Genomic DNA, 22,857 nt, shown 5'->3' on the forward strand with positions numbered 1-22,857 from the left:
GAGCCATGTTCAACAAGGTCATGGTCGCCAACCGTGGCGCCATCGCCTGCCGTATTTTCCGCACGCTGAAGCGCATGGGAATCGGCACGGTGGCGGTCTATTCGGAGGCCGACCGTCACGCCCGCCATCGGCTGATGGCCGACGAGGCGGTGCTGATCGGCCCGGCGCCGGTCAAGGAAAGCTATCTCGACATCGACGCCATCGTCGCCGCCGCCAAGGCGACCGGTGCCGAGGCTGTGCATCCGGGCTACGGCTTCCTGTCGGAGAACGCCGGCTTTGCCGCCCGCCTCGCCGCCGAAGGCATCCGCTTCATCGGCCCGCGCGCCGAGCATATGGCGGTCTTCGGGCTGAAGCACACGGCGCGCGCAGCGGCGGAAAGGTGCGGCGTGCCGCTGTTGCCCGGCACCGGCCTGTTACCCGATCTCGCTGCGGCCCGGTCCGCCGCCGCCCGCATCGGCTATCCCGTTATGATCAAGAGCACCGCCGGCGGTGGCGGCATCGGCCTGCAGCTCTGCCGCTCGGAGGCGGAACTCGGCCCGCTGTTCGAGACCGTGCGGCGCCTGTCCGAGAGCAATTTCAAGGACGGCGGCATCTATCTTGAAAAATATGTCGACCGCGCCCGCCACATCGAGGTGCAGATCTTCGGCGACGGGGCGGGCAATGTGGTGGCGCTCGGCGAGCGCGACTGCTCGCTGCAGCGGCGCAATCAGAAGGTCGTCGAGGAGACCCCGGCCCCCAACCTGCCGCCCGCCACCCGCGCGGCGCTGATGGAGGCGGCGGTTCGGCTTGGCCGCCATGTCGCCTATGAGTCGGCCGGCACGGTGGAGTTCATCTATGACGATCAGGCGGATGCCTTCTATTTCCTGGAGGTCAACACCCGCCTGCAGGTGGAACACGGCGTCACCGAACAGGTGACCGGCGTCGATCTCGTGGACTGGATGGTGCGCCAGGCGGCCGGCGAGCTCGGCCCGCTGGTCGTGCCGCCGGCCAGGGGCGCCTCGATCCAGGTGCGCCTTTATGCCGAAGACCCCGGCAAGGGCTTCCGCCCCTCGTCGGGCCGGCTCACCCATGTGCGTTTCCCTGACGACGCACGCGTCGACGGCTGGGTGGAGAGCGGCACCGAGGTGACGCCCTTCTACGATCCCATGCTGGCCAAGATCATCGTCACCGGGGCGGACCGCGCACAAGCGCTCGGCAAGCTCCGCGCGGCGCTTGAGGCCACCGAAGTCTACGGCATCGAGACCAATCTCGACTATCTCAAGGCCATCGCCGCCTCGGACATGCTGGAAAGCGGCAAGGTCGCCACCCGCGCGCTTGCCGATTTCCCCTATGCGCCTCAGACCGTCGACGTGCTGTCGCCCGGCGCGCAATCGAGCCTGCAGGATTGGCCGGGGCGCATCGGCCACTGGGACGTCGGCGTGCCACCGAGCGGGCCGATGGACGCCTTGAGCCACCGCATCGCCAACCGCATCCTCGGCAATCCCCTGGATGCGGCGACGCTGGAAATCACCCTCACCGGCCCGACCCTGCGCTTCAACGCGGCCACCGTCATCGCCATCACCGGCGCCGACATGACCGCGACGCTGGACGAGGCGATCGTGCCGCTTCACACGGCGATCCCCGTTGCCGCCGGACAGGTTCTGAGCTTCGGACGGGCAGTCGGTACCGGCAACCGCGCCTATCTCGCTGTCCGCCACGGCTTTGACGCGCCTAGCTATCTCGGCAGCCGCTCCACCTTCGCGCTGGGCAAATTCGGCGGCCATGGTGTCGGCACGCTGCGCACCGGTGACGTGCTGCGGCTCAACCGACAGGGCGCCGCCGACGCCGGCGTGCCGGTCTGGCCCGAAGCGGCGCGTCCGGCCCTGACCCACAGCTGGACGCTCTCGGTGCTGATCGGCCCGCACGGCGCGCCCGACTTCTTCACCGAGGCGGACATCGCCACGCTCTTCGGCAGCGAATATGAGGTGCATTTCAACAGCGCCCGCACCGGCGTGCGCCTGATCGGCCCCAAGCCCGAGTGGGCGCGGACCGACGGCGGCGAGGCGGGCCTGCATCCCTCCAACATCCACGACAACGCCTATGCCGTGGGCGCGCTCGACTTTACCGGTGACATGCCGATCATCCTCGGCCCCGACGGCCCCTCGCTTGGCGGCTTCGTCTGCCCGGTGACCGTCGCCATGGCGGACCTCTGGAAGATCGGCCAGCTGAAGCCCGGCGATCGCCTGCGCTTTGTCCGCATCGACATGGACACCGCCGACGCCTTGCGGGCGGCGCAGGAACGGCTGCTCGGCGAGGCCGGCGCCTTGCCGGCCCCCGCCATCGTCAGGCCCCCTGAAGACGATCCGGTCCTCGATCACTTCGGCAGCGGCGAGGACAAGGTGGTGCTGCGCCAGTCGGGCGACGACAATCTCCTCGTCGAGTTCGGGCCGCTGGAACTCGATCTGACGCTGCGCTTCAACGCTCACGCACTGATGGAGCGGCTGAAGGCGGAGAAGCTCCCGGGCATCCTCGACCTGACGCCGGGCATACGCTCGCTGCAGGTGCACGTGGATCCCGACCGCCTGCCGGTGCGGCGCCTGCGCTCGATCCTGGTCGACGCGGTGAACAGCCTGCCACCGGTCGACGCCATCGAGGTGCCGACCCGGACTATTCATATGCCGTTGTCCTGGGACGACGAGCAGACGCAGCTGGCCATCCGCAAGTATCAGGAACTCGTCCGCCCCGACGCGCCCTGGTGCCCGTCCAACATCGAGTTCATCCGCCGCATCAACGGCCTTGCGGACGAACAGGCGGTGAAGGACATCGTCTTCGGGGCGAGCTATCTGGTGCTCGGCCTCGGCGACGTCTATCTCGGCGCGCCCGTGGCAACGCCGGTGGACCCGCGCCATCGCCTGGTCACCACCAAATACAATCCGGCCCGTACCTGGACGCCGGAGAACGCAGTGGGCATCGGCGGCGCCTACATGTGCATCTACGGCATGGAGGGGCCGGGCGGCTACCAGTTCGTCGGCCGCACGGTGCAGGTGTGGAACACCTATCGCCAGACCGCCAACTTTACGGGCGGCAAGCCCTGGCTGTTGCGTTTTTTCGACCAGATCCGCTTCTTCCCCGTCTCGGCCGTGGAGCTTCTGGAAGCGCGCGACGCCTTCCCCTATGGCGGCTACGAGCTGAAGGTGGAGGAAGACACCTTCCGTCTGGCCGATTATCGCCGCTTCCTGTCGGAGAACGCCGGCAGCATCGCCGCCTTCAAGCGCCGGCAGCAGACCGCTTTCGAGGCGGAGCGCCAGCGCTGGCGCGATCTGGGCCTCGCCGCCTATGTGTCCGACGAAGCCGGGTCGGGCGCGCCGGTCGACAGCGAAACCCTGGCGCCGGGCCTTGCGTCGGTGGATAGTCCCATTCCCGGCAATATCTGGAAGATCCTCGCCGAACCCGGTCACCGGGTGGAGCGGGGCCAGGTGGTGGCGATCCTGGAATCGATGAAGATGGAAATGGAAGTGGTGAGCCCCGCCACCGGTGTGGTGCGGGATGTGCTTTGCCAGACGGGCAAGACCGTCCAGGCGGGCCAGCGCCTGTTTGTTGTCGAGGAGCAAGACTGACATGTCCTTTGAGATGACCCTTGAGGGCATTGCCGCCTTCATCACCGCAGGTGGCACGGCGCAAGCCGTGATCGCCGAAGCCTATGACCGCATCGCCGCCTATGCCGATCCCGCGGTCTGGATCACCCTGCGTCCACGCGAGGAGGCTCTTGCCGAGGCGCGCGCCCTTGACGCCGCCCCGGTGCGCGGACCGCTGTTCGGCGTGCCCTTCGCGGTCAAGGACAATATCGACGTCAAGGGTCTGCCGACTACGGCGGCCTGCCCGGACTATGCCTATGAACCCGCTGAGGACGCCACCGTGGTGGCCCGTCTCCGGGCCGCCGGCGCCATCGTCGTCGGCAAGACCAACCTCGACCAGTTTGCCACCGGCCTCAACGGCAGCCGTTCGCCCTATGGTGCGCCGCGCTGCGTGTTCGACGAAGCCTATGTGTCGGGCGGATCGAGTTCGGGATCGGCAGTGTCCATGTCATCAGGCCTCGTCGCCTTCTCGCTCGGCACCGATACGGCCGGCTCGGGCCGCGTGCCGGCCGCCTTCAACAACATCGTCGGCGTCAAGCCGACCAAGGGGCTCATCAGCACCACCGGCGTGGTGCCGGCCTGCCGGTCGGTCGACTGCGTTACCCTCTTCGCCGCCAGTGCCGCGGAAGGGACGGTGCTGCGCCGCATCGCCGAGGGCTTCGACGCTTCGGACGTCTATTCGCGCCCCATGCGACCGGTGGCGCTGCCCGGCGGGCGCCTGCGCGTCGGCGTGCCGCGACAGGACCAGCGCGAATTCTACGGCAATGCCGCCTATGCCGCGCTCTATGACAAGGCGCTCGCCGCCATGGCCGCGCTCGGTGCCGACATCGTCGAGATCGACTTTGCCCCCTTCCGCGACGCCGCCAAGCTGCTCTACGGCGGTCCCTGGGTCGCCGAGCGCCTCGCCGCTATCGAGGCCTTTGCCACGGAGAAGCCCGAGAGCATGGACCCGACCGTTCGGGCCATCGTAGAGGGCGCGCGCGGCATGAGCGCGGTCGACGCCTTCCGCGGCCAGTATGAGCTCGCCCGCTATGCCCGCCTGTCCGAGGCCGAATGGGGCCGGATGGACGTCATGCTGCTGCCGACCTCGCCGACCATCCACACGGTGGCCGACATGCTGGCCGAGCCGATCAAGCGCAACAGCGAGTTCGGCCATTACACCAATTTCTGCAATCTGCTGGATTTTGCGGCCATTGCCGTCCCGGCCGGCTTCACAAGCGCCGGTCTTGCCTTCGGCGTGATGCTGGTCGGCCCCGCCTTCAGCGACGACGCCATCGCCGCTCTGGCAGACCGGCTGCATCGGACGCTGGAGCCCACCTCCGGCAAGACGCGCCGTCCCCTCGGGGCCGCGCTCGCCGAACCCAGCCATGACCGCATCGCGCTCGCCGTGGTCGGCGCCCATCTCGCAGGCCAGCCGCTGCACGGTCAGCTCGCCGAGCGCAAGGCCGAACTCATCGCCCGCACCCGCACGGCGCCGCACTACAAGCTCCACGCACTTGCCAACACCACGCCGCCCAAGCCGGGCCTCGTGGCGACGCCCGGCTTTGCGGGCGAAGGCATCGAGGTGGAGGTCTATGCGCTCGATGCCGCCGCCTTCGGCAGCTTCACCGCGCTGGTGCCGTGCCCCCTCGCCATCGGCTCGGTGGAACTGGCCGACGGCAGCACGGTCAAGGGCTTCGTCTGCGAACCCGCAGCGCTTGATGGGGCCACCGACATCACCGCCTTCGGCGGCTGGCGCGCCTACCTGGCCTCCAGGGCATCCGCCGATCATGTTGAAACAACATGATCGAAAAGCGGCTGCCCTAACTATTGAGTCTGGAGCGATTTCTTGGCGATCAGGTGATTCCACCTGATTGGAAAGCGCTCCAGGGGCTGAATGTATGCTCTGAAAGCGCGCTGTGCTCGACTTTGACGGGCGGATTGGCGATCCTGTCGATCCGCCCGCTTCCATGGGGCGCAGAGGAGCCCGAATGAAGATCGCCGCCCTGCAGATGCAGCCCCTGTCCGCCGACATCGAGGGCAACTTCGCCAAGATCGAGGCGGCGGCAACGGCAGCCGTCGCCATGGGCGCCGATCTCCTCCTGACACCTGAGCTGGCGCTGACCGGCTATGCGCTGGCAGATCGCTTTGCGGCCATCGCCGAGCCGGCCGACGGCCCCATGGTGGAGCGGCTGCGGGCGCTTGCGCGTCGCCTCGGCCTTGCCATTGTCGCGGGCTTTCCCGAGCGATCGGGGGACGTCGTCTACAACAGCGCCGTTTTCGCCGGCGCCGACGGCAGCCTGCAGCTCTATCGCAAGGCCCATCTCTACGGGCCGCAGGAGAAGGCGGCTTTTCAGCCGTCGTCCGACCCAGCGCAGGTGTTCGACTACCGCGGCTGGCGCATCGGTCTTCTCATCTGCTTCGATGTGGAGTTCCCCGAGACGGTGCGCAGCCTGGCGCTGGCTGGCGCCGAACTGGTGCTGGTGCCGACCGCCCTGCCGCGCGCGCCGATCTCCTACAGCATCTCCGGACGCATGATCGGGACGCGCGCGCTCGAAAACAGTCTCTTCGTCGCCTATGCCGACCTCTGCGGCGAGGAAGGCGCCTGCAGCTACCACGGCGGATCGGTGATCGCCGGCCCCGACGGCAATGATCTCGCGCGGGCCGGCCCTGCCGAAGCGCTGTTGATCGCCGATCTCGATCGCGCCGAGATCAGCCGCGCCAGGGCCGAGAGCGAGTATCTGACGGAACGGCGGCCGGATCTCTACCGGCTTTAGTCCGCCTCACGCCGTCAGCTGGACAAGGCCTGACGCACATGGTCCATGCTCGCGCGCACCGCGGCGATCGGGTCGGGCAGATCGTGGACTTCCCTGGCGAAGGGCTCGAAGGAGACGATGCCGTCAAAGCCGCCGGCATAGAGCGCCTTGAGCTGGCCGATGTTGCCGAGCCGGTCCTTGGGGCCGACCAGCACGCGATGGCCGTCCAGCATGTCGGCGAAGCTGATGGCGGGATCCTCGAGGCCGGAGATATGCACGAGTCCGGTGCGAGCCGGGAAGAGATCGGCCTCGCCGGCGCCGGTGTGGTGGAAGGTGTCGTGCACGAGACTGTAGAGCCCCGACAGCCCCAGTTCGTCGATGGCGGCGAGCGCCGTCGCCTTGAAGCGCATCGACGAGAAGGGGAAGCCCAAGGGTTCGACAAAACCCTTGAGGCCGAAGTCCCTGAGGATCCTGGCAATGCCGGCGAGCGAAGCGTGCAGTCCGGCGGTCTTTTCCAGATTGTCCTCCAGCAGGCGGCCCTCGTTGAGCGGGCACATGACAAGCCCTGTCGCGCCGCAGGCTTGCGCCAGCTGGGCCATGGATACCGCCTTGGCCGCCAGCTCCGGCGTCCAGACGTTGAAGGGATAGAGCGCGTTGATGGTGCGGATCTCGAGCCCGAGATCGCGTGCCTTGGCGCCGATCTCGCGCGCGGCGGCCATGTCGGTGACGCTGTTGACGCCGATGTCGTTGCGCAGTTCCACCGCACTGGCGCCGAGAGCGACGGCCGCCTTCAGAAAATCGTCCGGGCTGAGCGCCGGGCAGACCATGTGGTTGAAGCCGAACTTGATCGAAGGTGCTGACATTGTTTCCTCCAGCTTCTGATTGGCGCAAAAGCTAGCGCAGCCGGTCCCGGTTACCTCATGGGGAGTTGACGATTTATCGTCAAGCTGATTGCTTGCACAGGCGGAAATCGGAGATTGCCCATGACTGAGGGACTGCGTCGCAAGCGCGCGCCGCGCTTCGTCGAGATTGCCCGCGAGGCCGGCGTCAGCGTCTCCACCGTCGACCGCGTGCTCAACGAGCGCGACAGCGTGTCCGAGGCGGTGCGGGTGCGCGTGATCGCCGCCGCCGAACGGCTGGGTGTACCGCGCCTCCTGCCGCGCACCGACCATTCGCTGGTGCATCTCGACATTCTTCTGCCCGATAACCGGACGCCGTTTTTCCAGCGTCTGGGACGGGCCTTCGCCGAGGCTTCCGCCTTTCTCGACAAGCGCTTCGTGCTGCATCGGCGCATCTTCCGGCAGAGCGACGAGAAGGCGCTGCTGCGCGCCATCCTGGAGCCAGCCTATCGCCGGCACGGTCTGGTGATCGCTGCCCCCGACACCGCGCCGGTGCGCGCGGCCCTGACCGAAGCGGCAAGGCGCGGCGAGACGATCGCCGCCGTGATGTCACAGCTCGCAGGCCTTGAGGGCGTCAGCTATCACGGCATCGACAATTACCTAGCCGGCCGGACGGCAGGGCTGATCCTCGGTCGCTTCATCCGGACTTCCGGGCGCATCCTGTTCCTGAGCGGTGGCGATACCTGGGAGGCGCATCTGCGCCGCGTGGCCGGCTGCCGCGACGTGCTCACGGCCTTCCCCGGCCTTGCCGCCACCCAACGACCGATCGAGACCCATGACGACGACACCGCCTGCTATCAGGCGGTGAGCGCGGCCCTGACGCAGGGCGACGTGGTGGGCATCTACAATTCGGGCGAAGGGTCGGCCGGCATCCTCAAGGCACTGGAGCGCTATGATCCTGAGGGCCGCGTGGTGTGGATCACCCACGAGCTCTCCGACAATCACCGCCACGCCCTTTTGGCGGGCCGCCTGGCCATGGTGATCGATCAGGACCCGGACCTGCAGGCGGCGAGCGCCCTGCGCCGGCTGATCGAAACGGCAAAGGCGGGCGACGGGCCGGAGCCCCCCGCCCGCCGGAGCGAGTTTCGGCTGCATTTCCGCGAGAATTGCGGCGAGCCGACACTGTAAGGCCGGCACCGCCGCCGGGAGGGCCGCACGGGAAAACGCAGCCTGCGGCGGTGCCGGAAGCCCCCGGGAGCGGGGGGCGTGATCAGCTGCGCGTCAGCGTGCCGTCCCAGGTGCTGACCTTCTGCTTGGCGTCTTCCTCGGAGAACCAGACGGAGGTGACCGACTTGGTCTCGGTGAAGAAGGCGACGCCATCCTTGCCGAGCGTATGCAGGTCGCCGAAGAAGGACTGCTTGTGGCCCGAGAAGGGGAAGATGGAGAAGGGCACGGGAATGCCGACGTTGACGCCCACCATGCCGCCATGCGTGCGCTTGGCAAACTCGCGCGCCTTGCGGCCGGACGTGGTGTAGATGCACGAACCGTTGGCGAAACGGTTGGCATTCATGATGGCGAGGCCTTCCTCGAAGTCCTTGACGCGCTTGATCGACGTCACCGGTCCGAAGATTTCCTCGTCGCCCACGTACATGCCGGCCTTCACATGGTCGAAGACCGTCGGACCGACATAGTAGCCACCCTCATGGCCAGGCACCTTGACGCCGCGGCCGTCGAGTACCAGGTGCGCGCCTTCATCGACGCCGCGCTGGATCGCCTTCTCGATCGACACCTTCTGCGCCGCCGAGATCACCGGCCCGAGCTGCGAATCGGCAAGATAGGCCGGTCCGAGCTTGAGTTCGCGGGCAAATTTGGTGAGCAGGGCGACGAACTCGTCGGCGATGGACTCCTGCACGCAGACGACCGGCAAGGCCATGCAGCGCTGGCCGGCGCAGCCATAGGTCGAGTTGATGATGCCGCGCACCGAGCGTTCCAGCACGCAGTCCTCAAGCACCAAGGCGTGGTTCTTGGCTTCGGTCAGCGCCTGCACGCGCTTTCCAGCGCCGGCGGCGGTCTTGTAGATATGCTGGCCGACGGAGGTGGAGCCGACGAAGCAGACGCCCTTGATGGCCGGATTGACCAGGAGGCTGTCGGCCTCGACGCGCGAGCAGGTGACGATGTTGACGACGCCCTTGGGCAGGCCCGCCTCGATCAACAGTTCCAGCATGCGCATGGCGGTCTGCGGCACCATGGACGCCGCCTTCAGCACCACGGTGTTGCCGGTGGTGATGGCGAAGGGGATCATCCAGCCCATGGGGATCATGGCCGGGAAGTTGTAAGGCGCGATGGCGGCGAAGACACCCAGCGGCTCGCGATAGGAGACGGTGTCATAGCCCGGCGAGACGTTCATGCAGGTATCGCCCTGCATCAGGTAATGGGTGGAGCAGGCGCATTCGACCACTTCGATGGCTTTCAGCACATCGCCGCGCGCTTCAGCCAGAACCTTGCCGTTCTCGGTGGCCAGCAGGTCGGTGAGCTCGTCGAGATGGGCGTCCAGCAGCTGCTTGAAGCGGAACATCAGCTGGATGCGGGTGGGAATGGGCGTATCGGCCCAGCCGGGGAAGGCCGCGTCGGCGGCTGCAACGGCGGCGTCCACCTCGGCCTGGGTGCAGCAGGGCGTCTCGGCGATCTGCTGGCCGGTCGAGGGATTCATCACCGGCATGTAGGTGTCGGTGGTGGAAAGCCGCCATTCGTTGTCGACGCAATAGCGCAGACGGGCGATGCCGGCGACCTGATTTCTGGGAACCATCACGTTCATCTCTTGCCTCCCGCATGAGGTTCGGCCGACTGGATTGGGCCGAAAATGGAATGAACGGATTGTATCCAAATAATTTTGGAATGAATATTGTATTTCGATTGGATTCGCGGCCATCCGGGTTTGTCACTATGCCCCGAGATCCCCGAGGCGCGGCCGCTGCGCCTGCCCATGCAGACAGGCGCCGCGACCCGATGGTCGCAGCGCCTGAAGGGGCAAGGAGTTCGCTTTCAGGGAGGGAACCGCACCTGCGCCAGGGTCAGGCGCCGGTCGGGGTCCAGCGGCCATCCGCATGGGACTTGGCCATGGCGTGCACGCAGCCTTCGATGGCGAGCCCCGTCTCGAAGTCGATCACGCGGGCGTCGGCGTCGCCGTTGAGCGCGCGGATGAGTTCATGCGCCTCGATCACCTTCAGATCGTTGAAGCCGAGCCCATGGCCGGGCGCGGGAATGAAGCGATCATAGGGCGCATGTTGCGGCCCGAGCAGCACGGTGCGGAAGCCTTGCGTCGCCGGATCGCCCTTGGCCAGATAGAGATTGAACTCGTTGCCGCGTTCCTGGTCGAAATGCAGGGTGCCGGCCGACCCGAAGATCTGCACGAAGATGCGGCCCTTGCGGCCCCAGGCGGCGCGGTTGGCGGTGAGAACGCCGCTGGCCCCGCCGGGAAAGCGCAGGAGCACATTGGCGATATCATGGGTCTCGACGGCGCGCCGGCTGCCGTCGGCCAGGGGACGGCTTGCCACCGGGCGCGACATGTCCGCCAGCACCTCGGAGGGCAGCGACAGAAAACGCGTCATCAGTGACAGCGGATGCACGGCGAAGTCGTCGAGCGCGCCATAGCCGGAGGCCGCCTCGTTCTTCCAGTTGAACGGCGCCTCGGCGTCGGCCATGAAATCCTCATCCATCTCGATGCGGATATGGTTGACCGTACCGATGGCCCCACCGGCGATCAGGGCCTCGATCTGCCGGACCGTCGGGTTCTGGATATAGTTGTAGCCAAGCACGGCAATCCGCCCGCTGGCCCGCGCCGTCTCACGCATGCGCGCCGCGTCGGCAAGCGCGGTGGCCATGGGCTTTTCGCACCACACATGCTTGCCCGCCTGCAAGGCGGCAATCGCCATGTCCGCGTGGAAGGCGTTGGGCGTGGTCACCGAGACCACATCCACCTCGGGGTCGGCGATCAGCGCCCGCCAGTCGCCGCTCGAGCGCGCAAAGCCGAACTCGGTCGCCTTGGTGTGGGCAAGGTCGGCGTTCACCTCGGCCAGATGCACGAGGCGGGGGCGCAGCGTCTCTCCGAAGGTGGCCGCCACGCCGGTCCAGGCGAGCGCATGGCACTTGCCCATGTAGCCGGTGCCGATGAGACCGATGCCGATCGTCTTCATGATGGAAATTCCGCGCGGAGATGGGGGATTGGGGCGGCGCGTCGCCGGCGCCTGCAAGGGGAGAGGCGCCGGCCGTGGCCAGCCGACGCCTGGGGTCGATCAGACCTTGGTGCGCTTCTTCTGGCGATAGACGTCGGTCACCACGGCGGCGACGATGATCACGCCCTTGACGATCTCCTGGTAATAGGCGTCGACGCGCAGGAAGGTGAAGCCCGACATCATGACGCCAAGGATGACGGTGCCGATCACCGTACCGGTGATGCGCCCGACGCCGCCGTTGAGCGAGGTGCCGCCGATGACTGCCGCGGCGATGGCGTCCAGTTCATAGGACATGCCCATGCCGGCCTGCGCCGTCTGGGCGCGGGCGGTGGTCACGACACCGGCGAGGCCCGAAAGCAAGCCGGCGATGGCATAGACCTTGATCAGATGCCTGTCGACGTCGATGCCCGACACGCGCGCCGCCTGCACATTGGCGCCGATGGCATAGGTGAACTTGCCATAGCGGGTGTAGCGCAGTGCCACGTGGAAGATGGCGGCGACGATCAGGAACACCACCACCGGCCAGGCATGGGTGCCGATGAAGTTGAAGCTGTCGGTGAGACCGGATACCGGCTGACCCTTGGTGTACCACTTGGACACGCCGCGCGCCGACACCATCATGCCCAGCGTGGCGATGAAGGGCGGGATCTTGGTGAAGCTGATCAGCCAGCCGTTTACCATGCCGACCAGGAGACCGATGAGCAGGCCGACCAGGATCGGCACGATCGCCGGCAGGTCGGTGAGCGAGGGATAGAGTGCGCGTGCCCAAGTGGACGACTGGGCGAAGGAGGCGCAGATCATCGCCGTCATGCCCACCACCGAGCCCGACGACAGGTCGATGCCGCCGGTGATGATCACCTGCGTCACACCCACCGAGATGATGCCGATCACCGACACCTGCAGGATCATGATGGTCAGGCGCTGCGAGTTCATGAGGAAGCTCTGCCCGATGAACATCCAGCCCAGCGCCTCGTAGACCAGCGCGATGCCGGCCAGCACCAGGAGAATGCTGACTTCCGGCGGCAGGCGCTTCTTCGTCGTGGCTTTCGTCGAAGACGGTGTTGTCGATGCCGTGTTGGCGGACATTGTATCCTCCTTTGCCTTTCGCTGCGGTCGCGCCGTCAGCGAGCGGCCAGATCCATGATTTTCACTTGAGTGGCGTCGGCCCGATCGACGAAGCCGGTGACCCGGCCCTCGTGCATGACCATGATGCGGTCGCTCATCCCGAGCACCTCGGGCATTTCCGAGGAGATCATGATGATGGCGACGCCTTGTCGGGCGAGTTCGGTGACGAGACGGTGGATTTCCGCCTTGGCGCCCACGTCGATGCCGCGCGTCGGCTCGTCGAGGATCAGCACCTTGGGATTGATCAGCAGCCAGCGACCGATCAGCACCTTCTGCTGATTGCCGCCGGAGAGGTTCTGCACCGGCTCGGCCAGGTTGGGCGTCTTGACACGCAGCTTCTGTGCCATCTCCGTACAGGCGGTGGCGACGCGCCGTTCCTCGACGAAGCCATTCTTGACGTAGCTGTTGTCGTGCAGGATCGACACCTGCATGTTGTCGAGCACGCTGAGCAGCAGCAGGCAGCCGGTATCCTTGCGGTCTTCCGTGAGGAAGGCCATGTGGTTGCGGATGGCGTCGGACGGCTTGTTGATGCTCAGTTGCTGGCCGTTGAGCGTGATGGTGCCGGAGCTGGCCGGCGTGACGCCGAACAACGCTTCGGCCACGTTCGAGCGGCCCGAGCCGACCAGACCGGCGACGCCGAGGATCTCGCCGGCGCGCACCTCGAAGCTCACGTCGCGGAACACGCCGTCAAGGCAGAGGTCCTTCACCGAAAGCACCACGTCGCCGATCGGCACGATCTCCTTGGGGAACATCTGCGTGATCTCGCGACCCACCATCATGCGGATGATGTCGTCGCGCGTCACGTCCTTGGAGGCATGGGTGCCGATGTAGCGGCCGTCACGGAACACCGAGAATTCGTCGGCGATCTCGAACAGCTCGTTCATCTTGTGGGTGATGTAGACGATGCCGATGCCCTGGGCGCGCAGGTCGCGAATGATGCGGAACAGATGTTCCACCTCGCGCTCGGTCAGCGCCGAAGTGGGCTCGTCCATGATCAGCACGTCGGAATCATAGGAGACCGCCTTGGCGATCTCGACCATCTGGCGATTGGCCACCGACAGCTGGCGCACTTCGATGCCCGGATCGATGGAGATATGCAGGCGCTCGAACAGGGCAGCCGTGCGCCGGTACATCTCGCGGTGGTCGACGAAGCCCCACTTGTTGAGCGGCTCGCGCCGGATCCAGATGTTTTCGGCCACTGTCATGAAGGGCATCAGGTTGAGTTCCTGATGGATCATGGCAATGCCGTTTTCCAGCGCGTCGAGCGGCGATTGCAGGCGGATCACCTGGCCCTTGAGGCGCACCTCGCCCTTGTCGGGATGGTAGATGCCGGCGAGGATCTTCATCAGCGTCGATTTGCCCGCGCCGTTCTCGCCCATCAGCGCATGCACCGTGCCGCGCTTGAGGCGAAACTGCACGTCATCCAGGGCAACGACGCCTGGAAACTCCTTGCGGACGCCTTCGACGGTGAGCAGGAATTCGGCGTTGGGAATGGCGCCGCTGGCGCGCACGGCCGCCATGGTCGACGGGCTGATGGTCATCTCGACCCCCTGATGGTCCTGGCAAGTTGGCGTCCGGGGGCAACCCTTGGCGCCCGGCGCGAAACGTCTCTGCATTCAAGGTCAAAGGGCGCCGCGCCGCCGGTTGGCCCGCCGCGCCCTGACTTGTCTGTGCAGTCTCTCCCGATCGGATGTTGCCGTCCGGTCGGGACGTCTTCCGGTCGCAAGCGGATGGCTGGCACCCGCTTGCCCCAGACGAAGACGGATCAGTTCTTGGTGATGTACTTGTCGACGTTTTCCGGCGTGACGAGTTCGAAGGGGATGTAGACCTTCTTGTCGACCGTCTCGCCCTTGGCGAACTTCAGAGCAGCGTCGAGCGCGCCACGGCCCTGGCCGGCGGCGTTCTGGAACACGGTCACGTCGAGATCGCCGGCCTTCATGGCGGCAAGCGCGTCCTGCGTGGCGTCAACACCACCCACCACGACGGTCTTCATGTCGCGGCCAGCGGCCTTGAGCGCCTGAACGGCACCGACAGCCATTTCGTCGTTGTTGGCGATGACGGCATCGAACTCGAGACCGGCCGACAGCCAGTTGGTCATCAGGTCGGACGCCTGGGTGCGCTGCCAGTTGGCGGTCTGCTCTTCAACGATCTCGATGCCCTTGCAGGCGTCGGTCTTGAAGACGTCATGGACGTCCTGGGTGCGCATGCGCGCCGCCTGGTTGGACAGTTCGCCCATCATCACCACGGCCTTGCCCTTGCCACCGAGCAGCTTGCAGACTTCCTGAGCTTCGAGCGTGCCGGACTCGGCTTCGTTCGAGGCAACGAAGGCCTGCTTGTCGGGCAGCGTGTCGACGTTGACCGGCTGGCGGTTGACGTAGACGAGCGGGATGCCGGCGTCGGCAGCCAGCTTGGACATGGCTTCGGTGGCGTCGGTGTCGACCGGATTGACCACGATGGCGGTCACGCCCGAGGCGATGAAGTTCTGGATCTGGCTCTGCTGCTTGGAGACGTCATTCTGGGCGTCTTCCACCTGCAGCGTGACGCCGTCGAGCGTCTTGGCATAGTCGATCATGCCGTTGCGCAGAACGGTCAGGAAGTTGTCGTCGAACAGGGCCATGGACACGCCGATCGTTTCGGCATGGGCGGCCGTCGACAGGACGAGGGCCAGTGCGGACGTCAGGAAAAGCTTCTTCATGTTCTCTCCTCCACAAGGGGTGTCCGGTTCGCACCCCGTAAAAATCCGGATCCTCTCCAAAGCGCAGGGCACCGGCCTCCACCGCCATCCCCGCACGTTTCCTGTTGCACCATCTCCGCAATGCAACAAAAAAGTCGTCGTCAAACAATATCAGAACAAATATTCTATTTTAATCGGATGGGTCAAGGGGGAATTTGGCGGAAGGCAGAGTCGTTGTCGCGTTCATGGGGGCAAATTCGACCGTCGCCAGGATGATCGGCCGCCCACGCGGGAGGGAATGCCGGTGAGTCGGCAGAAGGTTCCTGCTCAGTAGTAGGGTCAGCAGAAGATGAGATTTACAAAGAAAAGATTCATAGAATATATGTGATATATCAGATATAAAAGATGTTGTCGTGAGTGTAATTCCCGCAGCCGGAGTCCGGCTTCCATGCAGTATTGGCCGCGAGTCCTTGGCGCCGACCGCAGACTCCGGGCCGCGACGCTCGACCTTCTGGCTCCTGCGACAGTTGTCGGTAAAACTCATCTTTCCTTGCTCGACGGTAGAGCATTCTTTGCGGGCGCAAATTGTCTGGCAAGGTGCCCGTGTGGCGCGGTTCGCTCATGCCCAGGGCCTTGATCAAAGTGCGAGGGCCCCGCCGGAATGGACTGAAAGTGAAATATGACAGGGAAAAATGGAAGGCTTGTTCCAAAAATTGGGTCGTCAAGGGCTGCCGATTGCTACTTTCTGATATGGCCATTCCATGCTTGCCAGGGGGATCAACGGAGATTTCCGGTGAACAAGTCCCCGTAACGCCGATCAAGCGCGGGGCGGCGCCGTCGTTTCGCGCACGATCAGTTGCGTCGGCAGGGTGATCGGGGTCGCGGGCGGCTCGCCCTTGGCCACCAGGGTCAGCAACAGCTTGATGGCGGCGCGGGCCATCTGCGCCAGCGGCTGGCGTATGGTGGTCAGCGGCGGGTGCATCTGTGCCGCCAGCAGGATGTCGTCGAAGCCGATCAGCGAAATGTCCTGCGGGACGCTCAAGCCTGCCTGCCGGATCGCCGTCATGGCGCCGAGTGCCTGTGCGTCATTGGCCGCGAAAATGGCGGTCGGTCGCGATGCAAGGGCCATGAGGCGCTCTGCCGCGACGAAGCCGCCCCGCTGCGTGAAGTCGCCCATGGCAACGAGGTCGTCGTCGGCGTCGAGCCCGAGCTGGTGGCGCAGGTCCACAAAGGCGCGATGGCGGTCGCGTGCCGAGGCAAGCCGCTCATTGCCGGTAATGAAGCCGATGCGCCGGTGGCCGAGGTCGTGCAGATGCCGGATCGCCTGCGCCGCGCCGTGATAGTTGTCGGCGGCGACCGTCGGGAACTCCGCCGTCTCTCCCGCCTCGATGGTGACGATCGGGATATGCGAGCGCGAGAGATTGGTGAGATAGTCCGACGCGTAGGGCAGGATGACGATCACGCCATCGGCGACCTGATGCAGCAGGTCGACGACGCTGTCCGGCGGCCGACGGCCTTCATCGGGCAGCGAGTAAACCAGCATTTCATGGCCTACCGCCCGCGCCGCGCTGCCGATGCCGAGCACGAGATCGCTGGTGAACGGGGTGTGCAGCTGCGCGATGACGCCGATCACATGCGTTCGCCCGCCGGACAGCTTCTGCGCCGCCCGATTGGCCACATAGCCGATGGCGTCGGCGATCCCGAGGATCTCCTCGCGCTTCTCATCCGACACGCCGGGCCGATTGTTGACAGCCCGCGACGCGGTCATCAGCGACACGCCGGCAATCCTTGCGACTTCGGCAAGGGTCGGACCTCTGCTTTGCGCCATGACCGCGGCCGTTCCTTCCACGTTATCGGGCTCAACCTGCATTAACGCGCCTGCGCTGCCGGCACAACGGCTCAAATGCGCCCCTTCGCGGGTGCCAGGCGCAACCGCAGCGGCAATTGACGACCTGTAACGTTAGCGCTAACGTTAGCCCCATCCTGCTCTCGCCGTGCGCGGCGGCCTCGACCGGTCCCGTCGACCGCGCCCACCTCCCTTCAGGAAACTGCGCCATGCTGCCGCTCTACAAGGACCCCACCCGCGCCGTCGAAGCCCGCGTCGACGATCTCCTCGTCCGCATGACTCTCGACGAGAAGATCGCGCAGATGCACGCCCTCTGGCTGATTCTCTCGGAAGATGGCGACCACAAGGTTCGCGACGATGCCTTCATCGGCTCCACCGACCCCGCCCATCTGCGCCAGCGACTGCTGAACGGTCTCGGCCAGATCACGCGTCCGCTCGGCACCCATGTGGTCGATCCCAAACCGGGCGTTCGCGCGCTCAATGCCTTGCAGAAGGTGCTCGTGGAGGAGACACGGCACGGCATTCCCGTGATGAGCCACGAGGAATGCCTGACCGGCATCATGGCTCGCGGTGGCACGCTCTTCCCCTCGGCGCTCGCCTTCGGCGCCACCTTCAATCCCGACCTCATCGAGGAGGTGGGCCGTCACATCGGTCTCGAAGCCCGCGCCATCGGCTGTCACCAGGGGCTCGCGCCGGTGCTCGACGTGGCGCGCGACGCCCGCTGGGGCCGCACAGAGGAGACCTTCGGCGAAGATCCCTATCTGGTGGGCGTACTGGCCAGCCGCTATGTGCGCGGCCTGCAGGGCGAGAAGCGCGATCTTCTGGCCACGCTGAAGCACTATGTCGGCCATTCCTTCTCCGAGGGTGGCCGCAATCACGCGCCGGTGCATCTGGGCTGGCGCGAACTCAACGACATCTTCCTCCTGCCCTTCGAGATGGCCGTGAAGCTTGCCAACGCCGGTTCGGTGATGCCGGCCTATCACGACATCGACAATGAACCCTGCCATGCCTCGCGGCATCTGCTCACCAAGGTCTTGCGCGAGGACTGGGGCTTCGACGGTCTGATCGTCGCCGACTATATCGGCGTCACCCTGCTTGCCACCCACCATGGCATCGCCGAGGACAGGGCCGCCGCCGCGGCGCTCTCCTTCAATGCCGGCCTCGACATCGAGCTGCCGGGTGAGGACTGCGCCCAGCATCTCAAGACCGCGCTCGATCGCGGCGAAATCACGCTCGAGACCATCGACGAGATCGTCCGCCGCGTGCTCACGGAAAAGGTCCGCATTGGCCTCTTTGAAAAGCCCTATGCCGACGAGGGCGCCATTGTCCTTGAGACCCCGTCGGCGGTGGCGACGGCGCGCAAGGTGGCCGAACAGGCCGTGACCATTCTCGACAACAACGGCATCCTGCCGCTCAAGGGTCACGAGACCATCGCCATGATCGGGCCGACCGCCGACGATCCGCTGGCCTTGCTCGGCGATTACACCTTCCCAGTCCATCTGATCCTTTCGGACCAGATGGAAGCAGCCAGCAATGTGCGCACGCCATATGCCGCCTTCCGCGATCTCCTGGGCGCCAACAAGGTCACCTATGCCAAGGGCTGCCACATCCTCGAACAGCGCTCGTCCGGCGCTCCGGTCTTCCCCGGCGACGTGCCCGATGCCGCAGCGCTGCAGCGCAAGCAGAGCGGTCTGTCGACCCGGCTCGATCTGATCCCCGAGGCCGTGGCCGCGGCCGCAGCCTCGGACGTGACCATCGTCTGCGTCGGCGACCTCTCGGGCCTGTTCCAGGCCGGCACGGTCGGTGAAGGGTCGGACGTGGAGACGCTGGAGCTGCCAGGCGTGCAACGGCAGCTCCTCGAGGCCGTGGTGGCCACCGGCAAGCCCGTCATCGTGGTCCAGACGAATGGTCGCCCCTACAATCTCGGCGGTCTTGAAGACCAGCTGGCAGCCCAGGTGATGGCCTTCTTCGGCGGCCAGGAAGGGGGAACGGCACTCGCCGACGTGCTGACCGGCCGGGTGGAACCCTCCGGCCGGTTGACGGTCTCCGTGCCCCGCTCCGTCGGCGCTGTGCCCTATTTCTATAATCACAAGTTCAAGAGTTCCGGCACGCCGGTGGCCTTGCATTTCGGCAGCCGCTATCCCTTCGGGCACGGTCTCTCCTACACCGATTTCGCCTATGAAGACCTGACGCTCGCTGATCCCCTGGTGGATTGCCGCAGCGGCGAGGTGGTGGTCAGCTTCACCATTCGCAATGTCGGAGCGCGCAAGGGCGTGGCGGTGCCGCAGCTCTATATGCGCGATGTGCTGGCGTCGGTGGTTCGTCCGGTCAAGGAACTCAAGGCCTTCGGCCGCGTCGAGATCGAAGCGGGCGCGGCGCGGCAGGTGACCATGACCGTGCCGACCGACATGCTCAACTTCACCGGACCGGAGGGCGGTCGCATCGTCGAACCCGGCGACTTCGAGCTGATGATCGGCGCATCGAGTGGCGACATTCGCCTCAAGGCGGTGGTACGGCTGACCGGCACCGTGCATCACCTGCCCCGGGCCTGGCGGATGGAGAGCCGGGTCACGGTGGCGCCATGACCGGACGACGGCGCCAGCCTGTTCGCCGGTTGGCGGAGAGGCTTCTAGCCGGGATGGACTGCGGACTGCGACTCGGCGATTCGCACGTCGTGCCACATGCCGCGGACGACGGCCGCAATGCCAAACCACATGAGGGTGCTGAGCGCCAGAGCGGCGAAAAGATTCAGTATTTTCATGCGTGAAGCATGAAAATGCGCCGCGGCTAAACTAAGGCAATTTCCGGACCGGGATTCACAATAAGGTGAGCGAGTTTTGAGGAAACGGAGTCCTGTCCACAGGTCTGCATTTAGCCTCAGTGCATTACTTCGATCACATCCTGTCTTGGGTCCGTGAACTCGGGAAGACTTCCCTGGAGCATGCCATGTGCATCCCCACGCAAACGAAAACGGGGGCCGAAGCCCCCGCGCGAAATATCTTGTCTTCCCGAGTGGATCAGGCGCGGGCTGCGCGCACGCCGGCCGCCAGCTCGCGGACGAGGTCGGTCACGGCGCTCACCGTGCGGCCCGTTGGCTTGCCGTCCTCAAGGCTGTCGCGTACGGCGTTGACCAGTGCCGATCCCACCACCACGCCTTCGGCCTTGGCTGCGATCGCCTTGGCCTGATCACCGGTCTTGACGCCGAAACCGACCATGACGGGCAGGTCGGAATGGCGATGGATGCGCTCCACCGCCTCGGCCACATCGGTGGCCGCCGCGCTCTTGACCCCGGTCACGCCCAGCACCGAGACATAGTAGATGAAGCCGGAGGTATTGCGGATCAGCGCCGGCAGGCGCTTGTCGTCGGAGGTCGGCGTCGCCAGGCGGATGAAGCTGACGCCATGGGCGAGGGCGGGAACGCAAAGCTCCTCGTCTTCTTCCGGCGGCAGGTCGACGACGATCAGGCCGTCGACGCCAGCGGTCTTGGCATCGGTGAGGAAACGCTCCACGCCGTAGATATAGATGGGATTGTAATAGCCCATCAGAACGATCGGCGTCTCGTTGTCACCGGCGCGGAAGGCGCGGACCATCTCCAGCGTCTTCGCCATGGTCTGGCCATTGCCGAGCGCGCGCAGCGTCGCCGCCTGGATCGGCGGGCCCTCGGCCATGGGGTCGGAGAAGGGCATGCCGAACTCGATGATGTCGGCACCGGCGCCCGGCAGCGCCTTCAGGATCTCAAGCGAGGTGTCATAGTTCGGATCGCCGGCGGTGACGAAGGTGACGAGCGCCGCGCGGCCTTCGGCCTTCAGCTTGGCAAGACGGGCATCGATACGGGTAACGGGACGCATGGGCATACTCACAGATCGAAGCCGAGAATCTTGCCGACGGTGAAGACATCCTTGTCGCCGCGGCCCGAGAGGTTGACGACGATGATCTCGTCCTTGCCGCGTGTCGGCGCGAGGCGGATCGCCTCGGCGATGGCATGCGCCGATTCGAGCGCCGGGATGATGCCTTCGATCTGGGTCAGCAGCTTGAAGGCTTCGAGCGCGTCGGTGTCGGTGGCCGGCACATAGCGGGCGCGGCCGCTTTCCTTGAGCCAGGAGTGCTCGGGGCCGATGCCCGGATAGTCGAGGCCGGCGGAGATCGAATGGCCTTCGAGGATCTGGCCGTCGTCATCCTGCAGCAGATAGGTGCGGTTGCCATGCAGCACGCCCGGACGACCGCCGTTCAGCGAGGCGGCGTGGCCGTTGTAGACGTCCAGCCCATGGCCGCCGGCTTCGACGCCGACGATCTCGACGCTCGGATCGTCGAGGAAGGGATGGAAGATGCCGATGGCATTGGACCCGCCGCCGACGGCGGCGACCACCACGTCGGGCAGGCGGCCCTCGACGGCGAGGATCTGTTCGCGGGTCTCGATGCCGATCACCGACTGGAAGTCGCGCACCATGGCCGGATAGGGATGCGGGCCGGCGGCGGTGCCGATCATGTAATAGGTGTTCTCGACATTGGTCACCCAGTCGCGCAGCGCCTCGTTCATGGCGTCCTTGAGCGTGCCGTTGCCGGCGGTGACCGGATGCACCTTGGCACCCAGGAGATTCATGCGGAACACGTTGGGCTTCTGCCGCTCGGTGTCGAGCTTGCCCATGTAGACTTCGCAAGGATAGCCGAAGCGCGCGCAAACCGTGGCCGAGGCGACGCCATGCTGGCCGGCGCCGGTTTCGGCGATGATGCGCGTCTTGCCCATGCGCTTGGCCAGCAGGATCTGACCGAGGCAGTTGTTCACCTTGTGCGAACCGGTGTGATTGAGCTCTTCGCGCTTCAAGTAGATCTTGGCGCCGCCCAGATGGGCGGTCAGCCGCTCGGCAAGATAGAGCGGCGAGGGACGGCCGGTATAGGTGGCGCCCAATGCCGCAAGCTCGGCCTGGAAGGCGGGATCGGCCTTGGCGGCGGTATAGGCCGCGTCCAGTTCCAGGATCAGCGGCATCAACGTTTCGGCCACATAGCGGCCGCCGAAAATGCCGAAATGGCCTCGTTCGTCCGGGCCGGTGCGATAGCTGTTGGGCTTGGCGATATCGTTCATGTCGTTCCGTCCCTCAGGTTCCCTCAACGCATGCTGCCGGCGGCGGCGCGCGCATTGATCAGGAAGGCCTCTATCTTTGCCTTGTCCTTGACGCCCGGTGCGCTTTCGACACCCGACGACACGTCCACGCCCTCGGGGCGGACGCGGGAAATGGCCTCGGCAACGTTGGTAGGGTGAAGGCCGCCGGAAAGCAAGACTGAGGTGCCGACCTTGAAGCTGTCGAGAAGCGACCAGTCGAAGGCCTGACCGAGCCCGCCCGGCCGTGTCGCGTCCTTGGGCGGCTTGGCGTCGAGCAGGAGATAATCGGCAGCGCCGTCATAGGCGCGCGCGGCCGCAACGTCCTCGGCTGTGGCAATGCCGAGCGCCTTGATCACGGGGATCCGCCGCCGTACCTCTGCAACCCGATCCACCGTCTCCTTGCCATGCAGCTGGATGAAGTCCGGGGAGACTGCCTTGAGGATGGCATCGATCAGGGCGTCATCGGGATTGACCGTCAGGACCACCACACTGGCGCGGCCACGGGCAAGCGCAGCCAGTTCCGCGGCCTTGCCGAGGTCGACATGGCGCGGGCTCGGCGGAAACTGCACAAGGCCGATCATGTCGGCACCGGCGTCGAGCGCGGCAATCAGAGTCTCTGGCGTCGACAGGCCGCAGATCTTGGTGAGGAGGGAGGCGTGTGTCATGGCCTGTCGGAAGTGCCATGACAAGGCCG

Annotated in this window: 15 protein-coding genes; 5 read left to right on the forward strand and 10 right to left on the reverse strand. The window is 65.8% G+C overall.

Features of this window, described 5'->3' with window-relative positions; translation table 11 throughout:
* Window positions 1–5: 5 nt before the first annotated feature.
* From uca to L2I41_RS14920, 3 genes are all read left to right on the forward strand, one after another.
* Window positions 6–3,596 (forward strand): urea carboxylase, encoded by a 3,591-nt coding sequence (uca, locus tag L2I41_RS14910; RefSeq protein WP_237154363.1) that lies wholly within the window; start codon window positions 6–8, stop codon window positions 3,594–3,596.
* Window position 3,597: 1 nt separating this feature from the next.
* Window positions 3,598–5,400, forward strand: a complete 1,803-nt coding sequence (gene atzF, locus L2I41_RS14915) for an allophanate hydrolase (protein ID WP_237154364.1) — start codon at window positions 3,598–3,600, stop codon at window positions 5,398–5,400.
* A 184-nt stretch (window positions 5,401–5,584) separates the two neighbouring features.
* The gene (locus L2I41_RS14920; protein WP_237154365.1) at window positions 5,585–6,370 is read left to right on the forward strand and encodes a carbon-nitrogen hydrolase family protein; all 786 of its coding nucleotides are present in this window, start codon (window positions 5,585–5,587) and stop codon (window positions 6,368–6,370) included.
* A gap of 14 nt (window positions 6,371–6,384) precedes the next feature.
* On the opposite strand, the gene L2I41_RS14925 is transcribed toward L2I41_RS14920, so the two are convergent.
* Window positions 6,385–7,212 (reverse strand): TIM barrel protein, encoded by an 828-nt coding sequence (locus L2I41_RS14925; protein WP_313791142.1) that lies wholly within the window; start codon window positions 7,210–7,212, stop codon window positions 6,385–6,387.
* Between the two features lie 120 nt (window positions 7,213–7,332).
* On the opposite strand from L2I41_RS14925, the gene L2I41_RS14930 reads away from it, so the two are divergent.
* Window positions 7,333–8,376 (forward strand): LacI family DNA-binding transcriptional regulator, encoded by a 1,044-nt coding sequence (locus L2I41_RS14930; protein ID WP_237154366.1) that lies wholly within the window; start codon window positions 7,333–7,335, stop codon window positions 8,374–8,376.
* Between the two features lie 82 nt (window positions 8,377–8,458).
* Here L2I41_RS14930 and L2I41_RS14935 read toward each other — a convergent pair whose 3' ends face one another.
* From L2I41_RS14935 to L2I41_RS14960, 6 genes are all read right to left on the reverse strand, one after another.
* Window positions 8,459–10,003: a CoA-acylating methylmalonate-semialdehyde dehydrogenase gene (locus L2I41_RS14935; RefSeq protein WP_237154367.1), complete on the reverse strand. Its 1,545-nt coding sequence runs from the start codon at window positions 10,001–10,003 to the stop codon at window positions 8,459–8,461.
* Window positions 10,004–10,259: 256 nt separating this feature from the next.
* Window positions 10,260–11,381, reverse strand: a complete 1,122-nt coding sequence (locus L2I41_RS14940; RefSeq protein WP_237154368.1) for a Gfo/Idh/MocA family protein — start codon at window positions 11,379–11,381, stop codon at window positions 10,260–10,262.
* A gap of 99 nt (window positions 11,382–11,480) precedes the next feature.
* Window positions 11,481–12,506 carry an ABC transporter permease gene (locus L2I41_RS14945; protein ID WP_237154369.1) on the reverse strand — a complete coding sequence of 342 codons (1,026 nt, stop codon included), beginning with the start codon at window positions 12,504–12,506 and terminating at the stop codon, window positions 11,481–11,483.
* Window positions 12,507–12,541: 35 nt separating this feature from the next.
* Complete coding sequence (locus tag L2I41_RS14950; protein WP_237154370.1) at window positions 12,542–14,086, reverse strand: sugar ABC transporter ATP-binding protein; 1,545 nt, start codon at window positions 14,084–14,086, stop codon at window positions 12,542–12,544.
* A gap of 224 nt (window positions 14,087–14,310) precedes the next feature.
* Window positions 14,311–15,240 carry a sugar ABC transporter substrate-binding protein gene (locus L2I41_RS14955; RefSeq protein WP_237154371.1) on the reverse strand — a complete coding sequence of 310 codons (930 nt, stop codon included), beginning with the start codon at window positions 15,238–15,240 and terminating at the stop codon, window positions 14,311–14,313.
* 796 nt (window positions 15,241–16,036) lie between these two features.
* Window positions 16,037–17,047, reverse strand: a complete 1,011-nt coding sequence (locus L2I41_RS14960; protein ID WP_237154372.1) for a LacI family DNA-binding transcriptional regulator — start codon at window positions 17,045–17,047, stop codon at window positions 16,037–16,039.
* A gap of 227 nt (window positions 17,048–17,274) precedes the next feature.
* On the opposite strand from L2I41_RS14960, the gene L2I41_RS14965 reads away from it, so the two are divergent.
* On the forward strand, window positions 17,275–19,650 hold the full coding sequence (locus L2I41_RS14965; protein ID WP_237154373.1) for a glycoside hydrolase family 3 N-terminal domain-containing protein: 2,376 nt from the start codon (window positions 17,275–17,277) through the stop codon (window positions 19,648–19,650).
* 432 nt (window positions 19,651–20,082) lie between these two features.
* Here the strand turns inward: L2I41_RS14965 and trpA are convergent, their stop codons facing one another.
* Genes trpA through L2I41_RS14980 form a run of 3 tightly spaced genes read right to left on the reverse strand, consistent with a single transcriptional unit; the run spans window position 20,083 to window position 22,828 of the window.
* A complete protein-coding gene (gene trpA, locus L2I41_RS14970) occupies window positions 20,083–20,913 on the reverse strand; it encodes a tryptophan synthase subunit alpha (protein ID WP_237154374.1) in 831 nt (276 codons plus the stop codon).
* Between the two features lie 8 nt (window positions 20,914–20,921).
* Entirely contained in the window at window positions 20,922–22,145 is a 1,224-nt protein-coding gene (trpB, locus tag L2I41_RS14975) for a tryptophan synthase subunit beta (protein WP_237154375.1), read from the reverse strand.
* A gap of 23 nt (window positions 22,146–22,168) precedes the next feature.
* Window positions 22,169–22,828 (reverse strand): phosphoribosylanthranilate isomerase, encoded by a 660-nt coding sequence (locus L2I41_RS14980; RefSeq protein WP_237154376.1) that lies wholly within the window; start codon window positions 22,826–22,828, stop codon window positions 22,169–22,171.
* Window positions 22,829–22,857 lie beyond the last annotated feature (29 nt).

This window comes from Oryzibacter oryziterrae (genome assembly GCF_021864535.1).
Lineage (GTDB): Bacteria > Pseudomonadota > Alphaproteobacteria > Rhizobiales > Pleomorphomonadaceae > Pleomorphomonas > Pleomorphomonas oryziterrae.

Bases quoted from the DNA above. Each gene is read 5' to 3' on its own strand.
- uca (WP_237154363.1), top strand. From the start codon at position 6: ATGTTCAACAAGGTCATGGTCGCCAACCGTGGCGCCATCGCCTGCCGT.
- atzF (WP_237154364.1), top strand. From the start codon at position 3,598: ATGTCCTTTGAGATGACCCTTGAGGGCATTGCCGCCTTCATCACCGCA.
- L2I41_RS14920 (WP_237154365.1), top strand. From the start codon at position 5,585: ATGAAGATCGCCGCCCTGCAGATGCAGCCCCTGTCCGCCGACATCGAG.
- L2I41_RS14925 (WP_313791142.1), bottom strand. From the start codon at position 7,212: ATGTCAGCACCTTCGATCAAGTTCGGCTTCAACCACATGGTCTGCCCG.
- L2I41_RS14930 (WP_237154366.1), top strand. From the start codon at position 7,333: ATGACTGAGGGACTGCGTCGCAAGCGCGCGCCGCGCTTCGTCGAGATT.
- L2I41_RS14935 (WP_237154367.1), bottom strand. From the start codon at position 10,003: ATGAACGTGATGGTTCCCAGAAATCAGGTCGCCGGCATCGCCCGTCTG.
- L2I41_RS14940 (WP_237154368.1), bottom strand. From the start codon at position 11,381: ATGAAGACGATCGGCATCGGTCTCATCGGCACCGGCTACATGGGCAAG.
- L2I41_RS14945 (WP_237154369.1), bottom strand. From the start codon at position 12,506: ATGTCCGCCAACACGGCATCGACAACACCGTCTTCGACGAAAGCCACG.
- L2I41_RS14950 (WP_237154370.1), bottom strand. From the start codon at position 14,086: ATGACCATCAGCCCGTCGACCATGGCGGCCGTGCGCGCCAGCGGCGCC.
- L2I41_RS14955 (WP_237154371.1), bottom strand. From the start codon at position 15,240: ATGAAGAAGCTTTTCCTGACGTCCGCACTGGCCCTCGTCCTGTCGACG.
- L2I41_RS14960 (WP_237154372.1), bottom strand. From the start codon at position 17,047: ATGGCGCAAAGCAGAGGTCCGACCCTTGCCGAAGTCGCAAGGATTGCC.
- L2I41_RS14965 (WP_237154373.1), top strand. From the start codon at position 17,275: ATGCTGCCGCTCTACAAGGACCCCACCCGCGCCGTCGAAGCCCGCGTC.
- trpA (WP_237154374.1), bottom strand. From the start codon at position 20,913: ATGCGTCCCGTTACCCGTATCGATGCCCGTCTTGCCAAGCTGAAGGCC.
- trpB (WP_237154375.1), bottom strand. From the start codon at position 22,145: ATGAACGATATCGCCAAGCCCAACAGCTATCGCACCGGCCCGGACGAA.
- L2I41_RS14980 (WP_237154376.1), bottom strand. From the start codon at position 22,828: ATGACACACGCCTCCCTCCTCACCAAGATCTGCGGCCTGTCGACGCCA.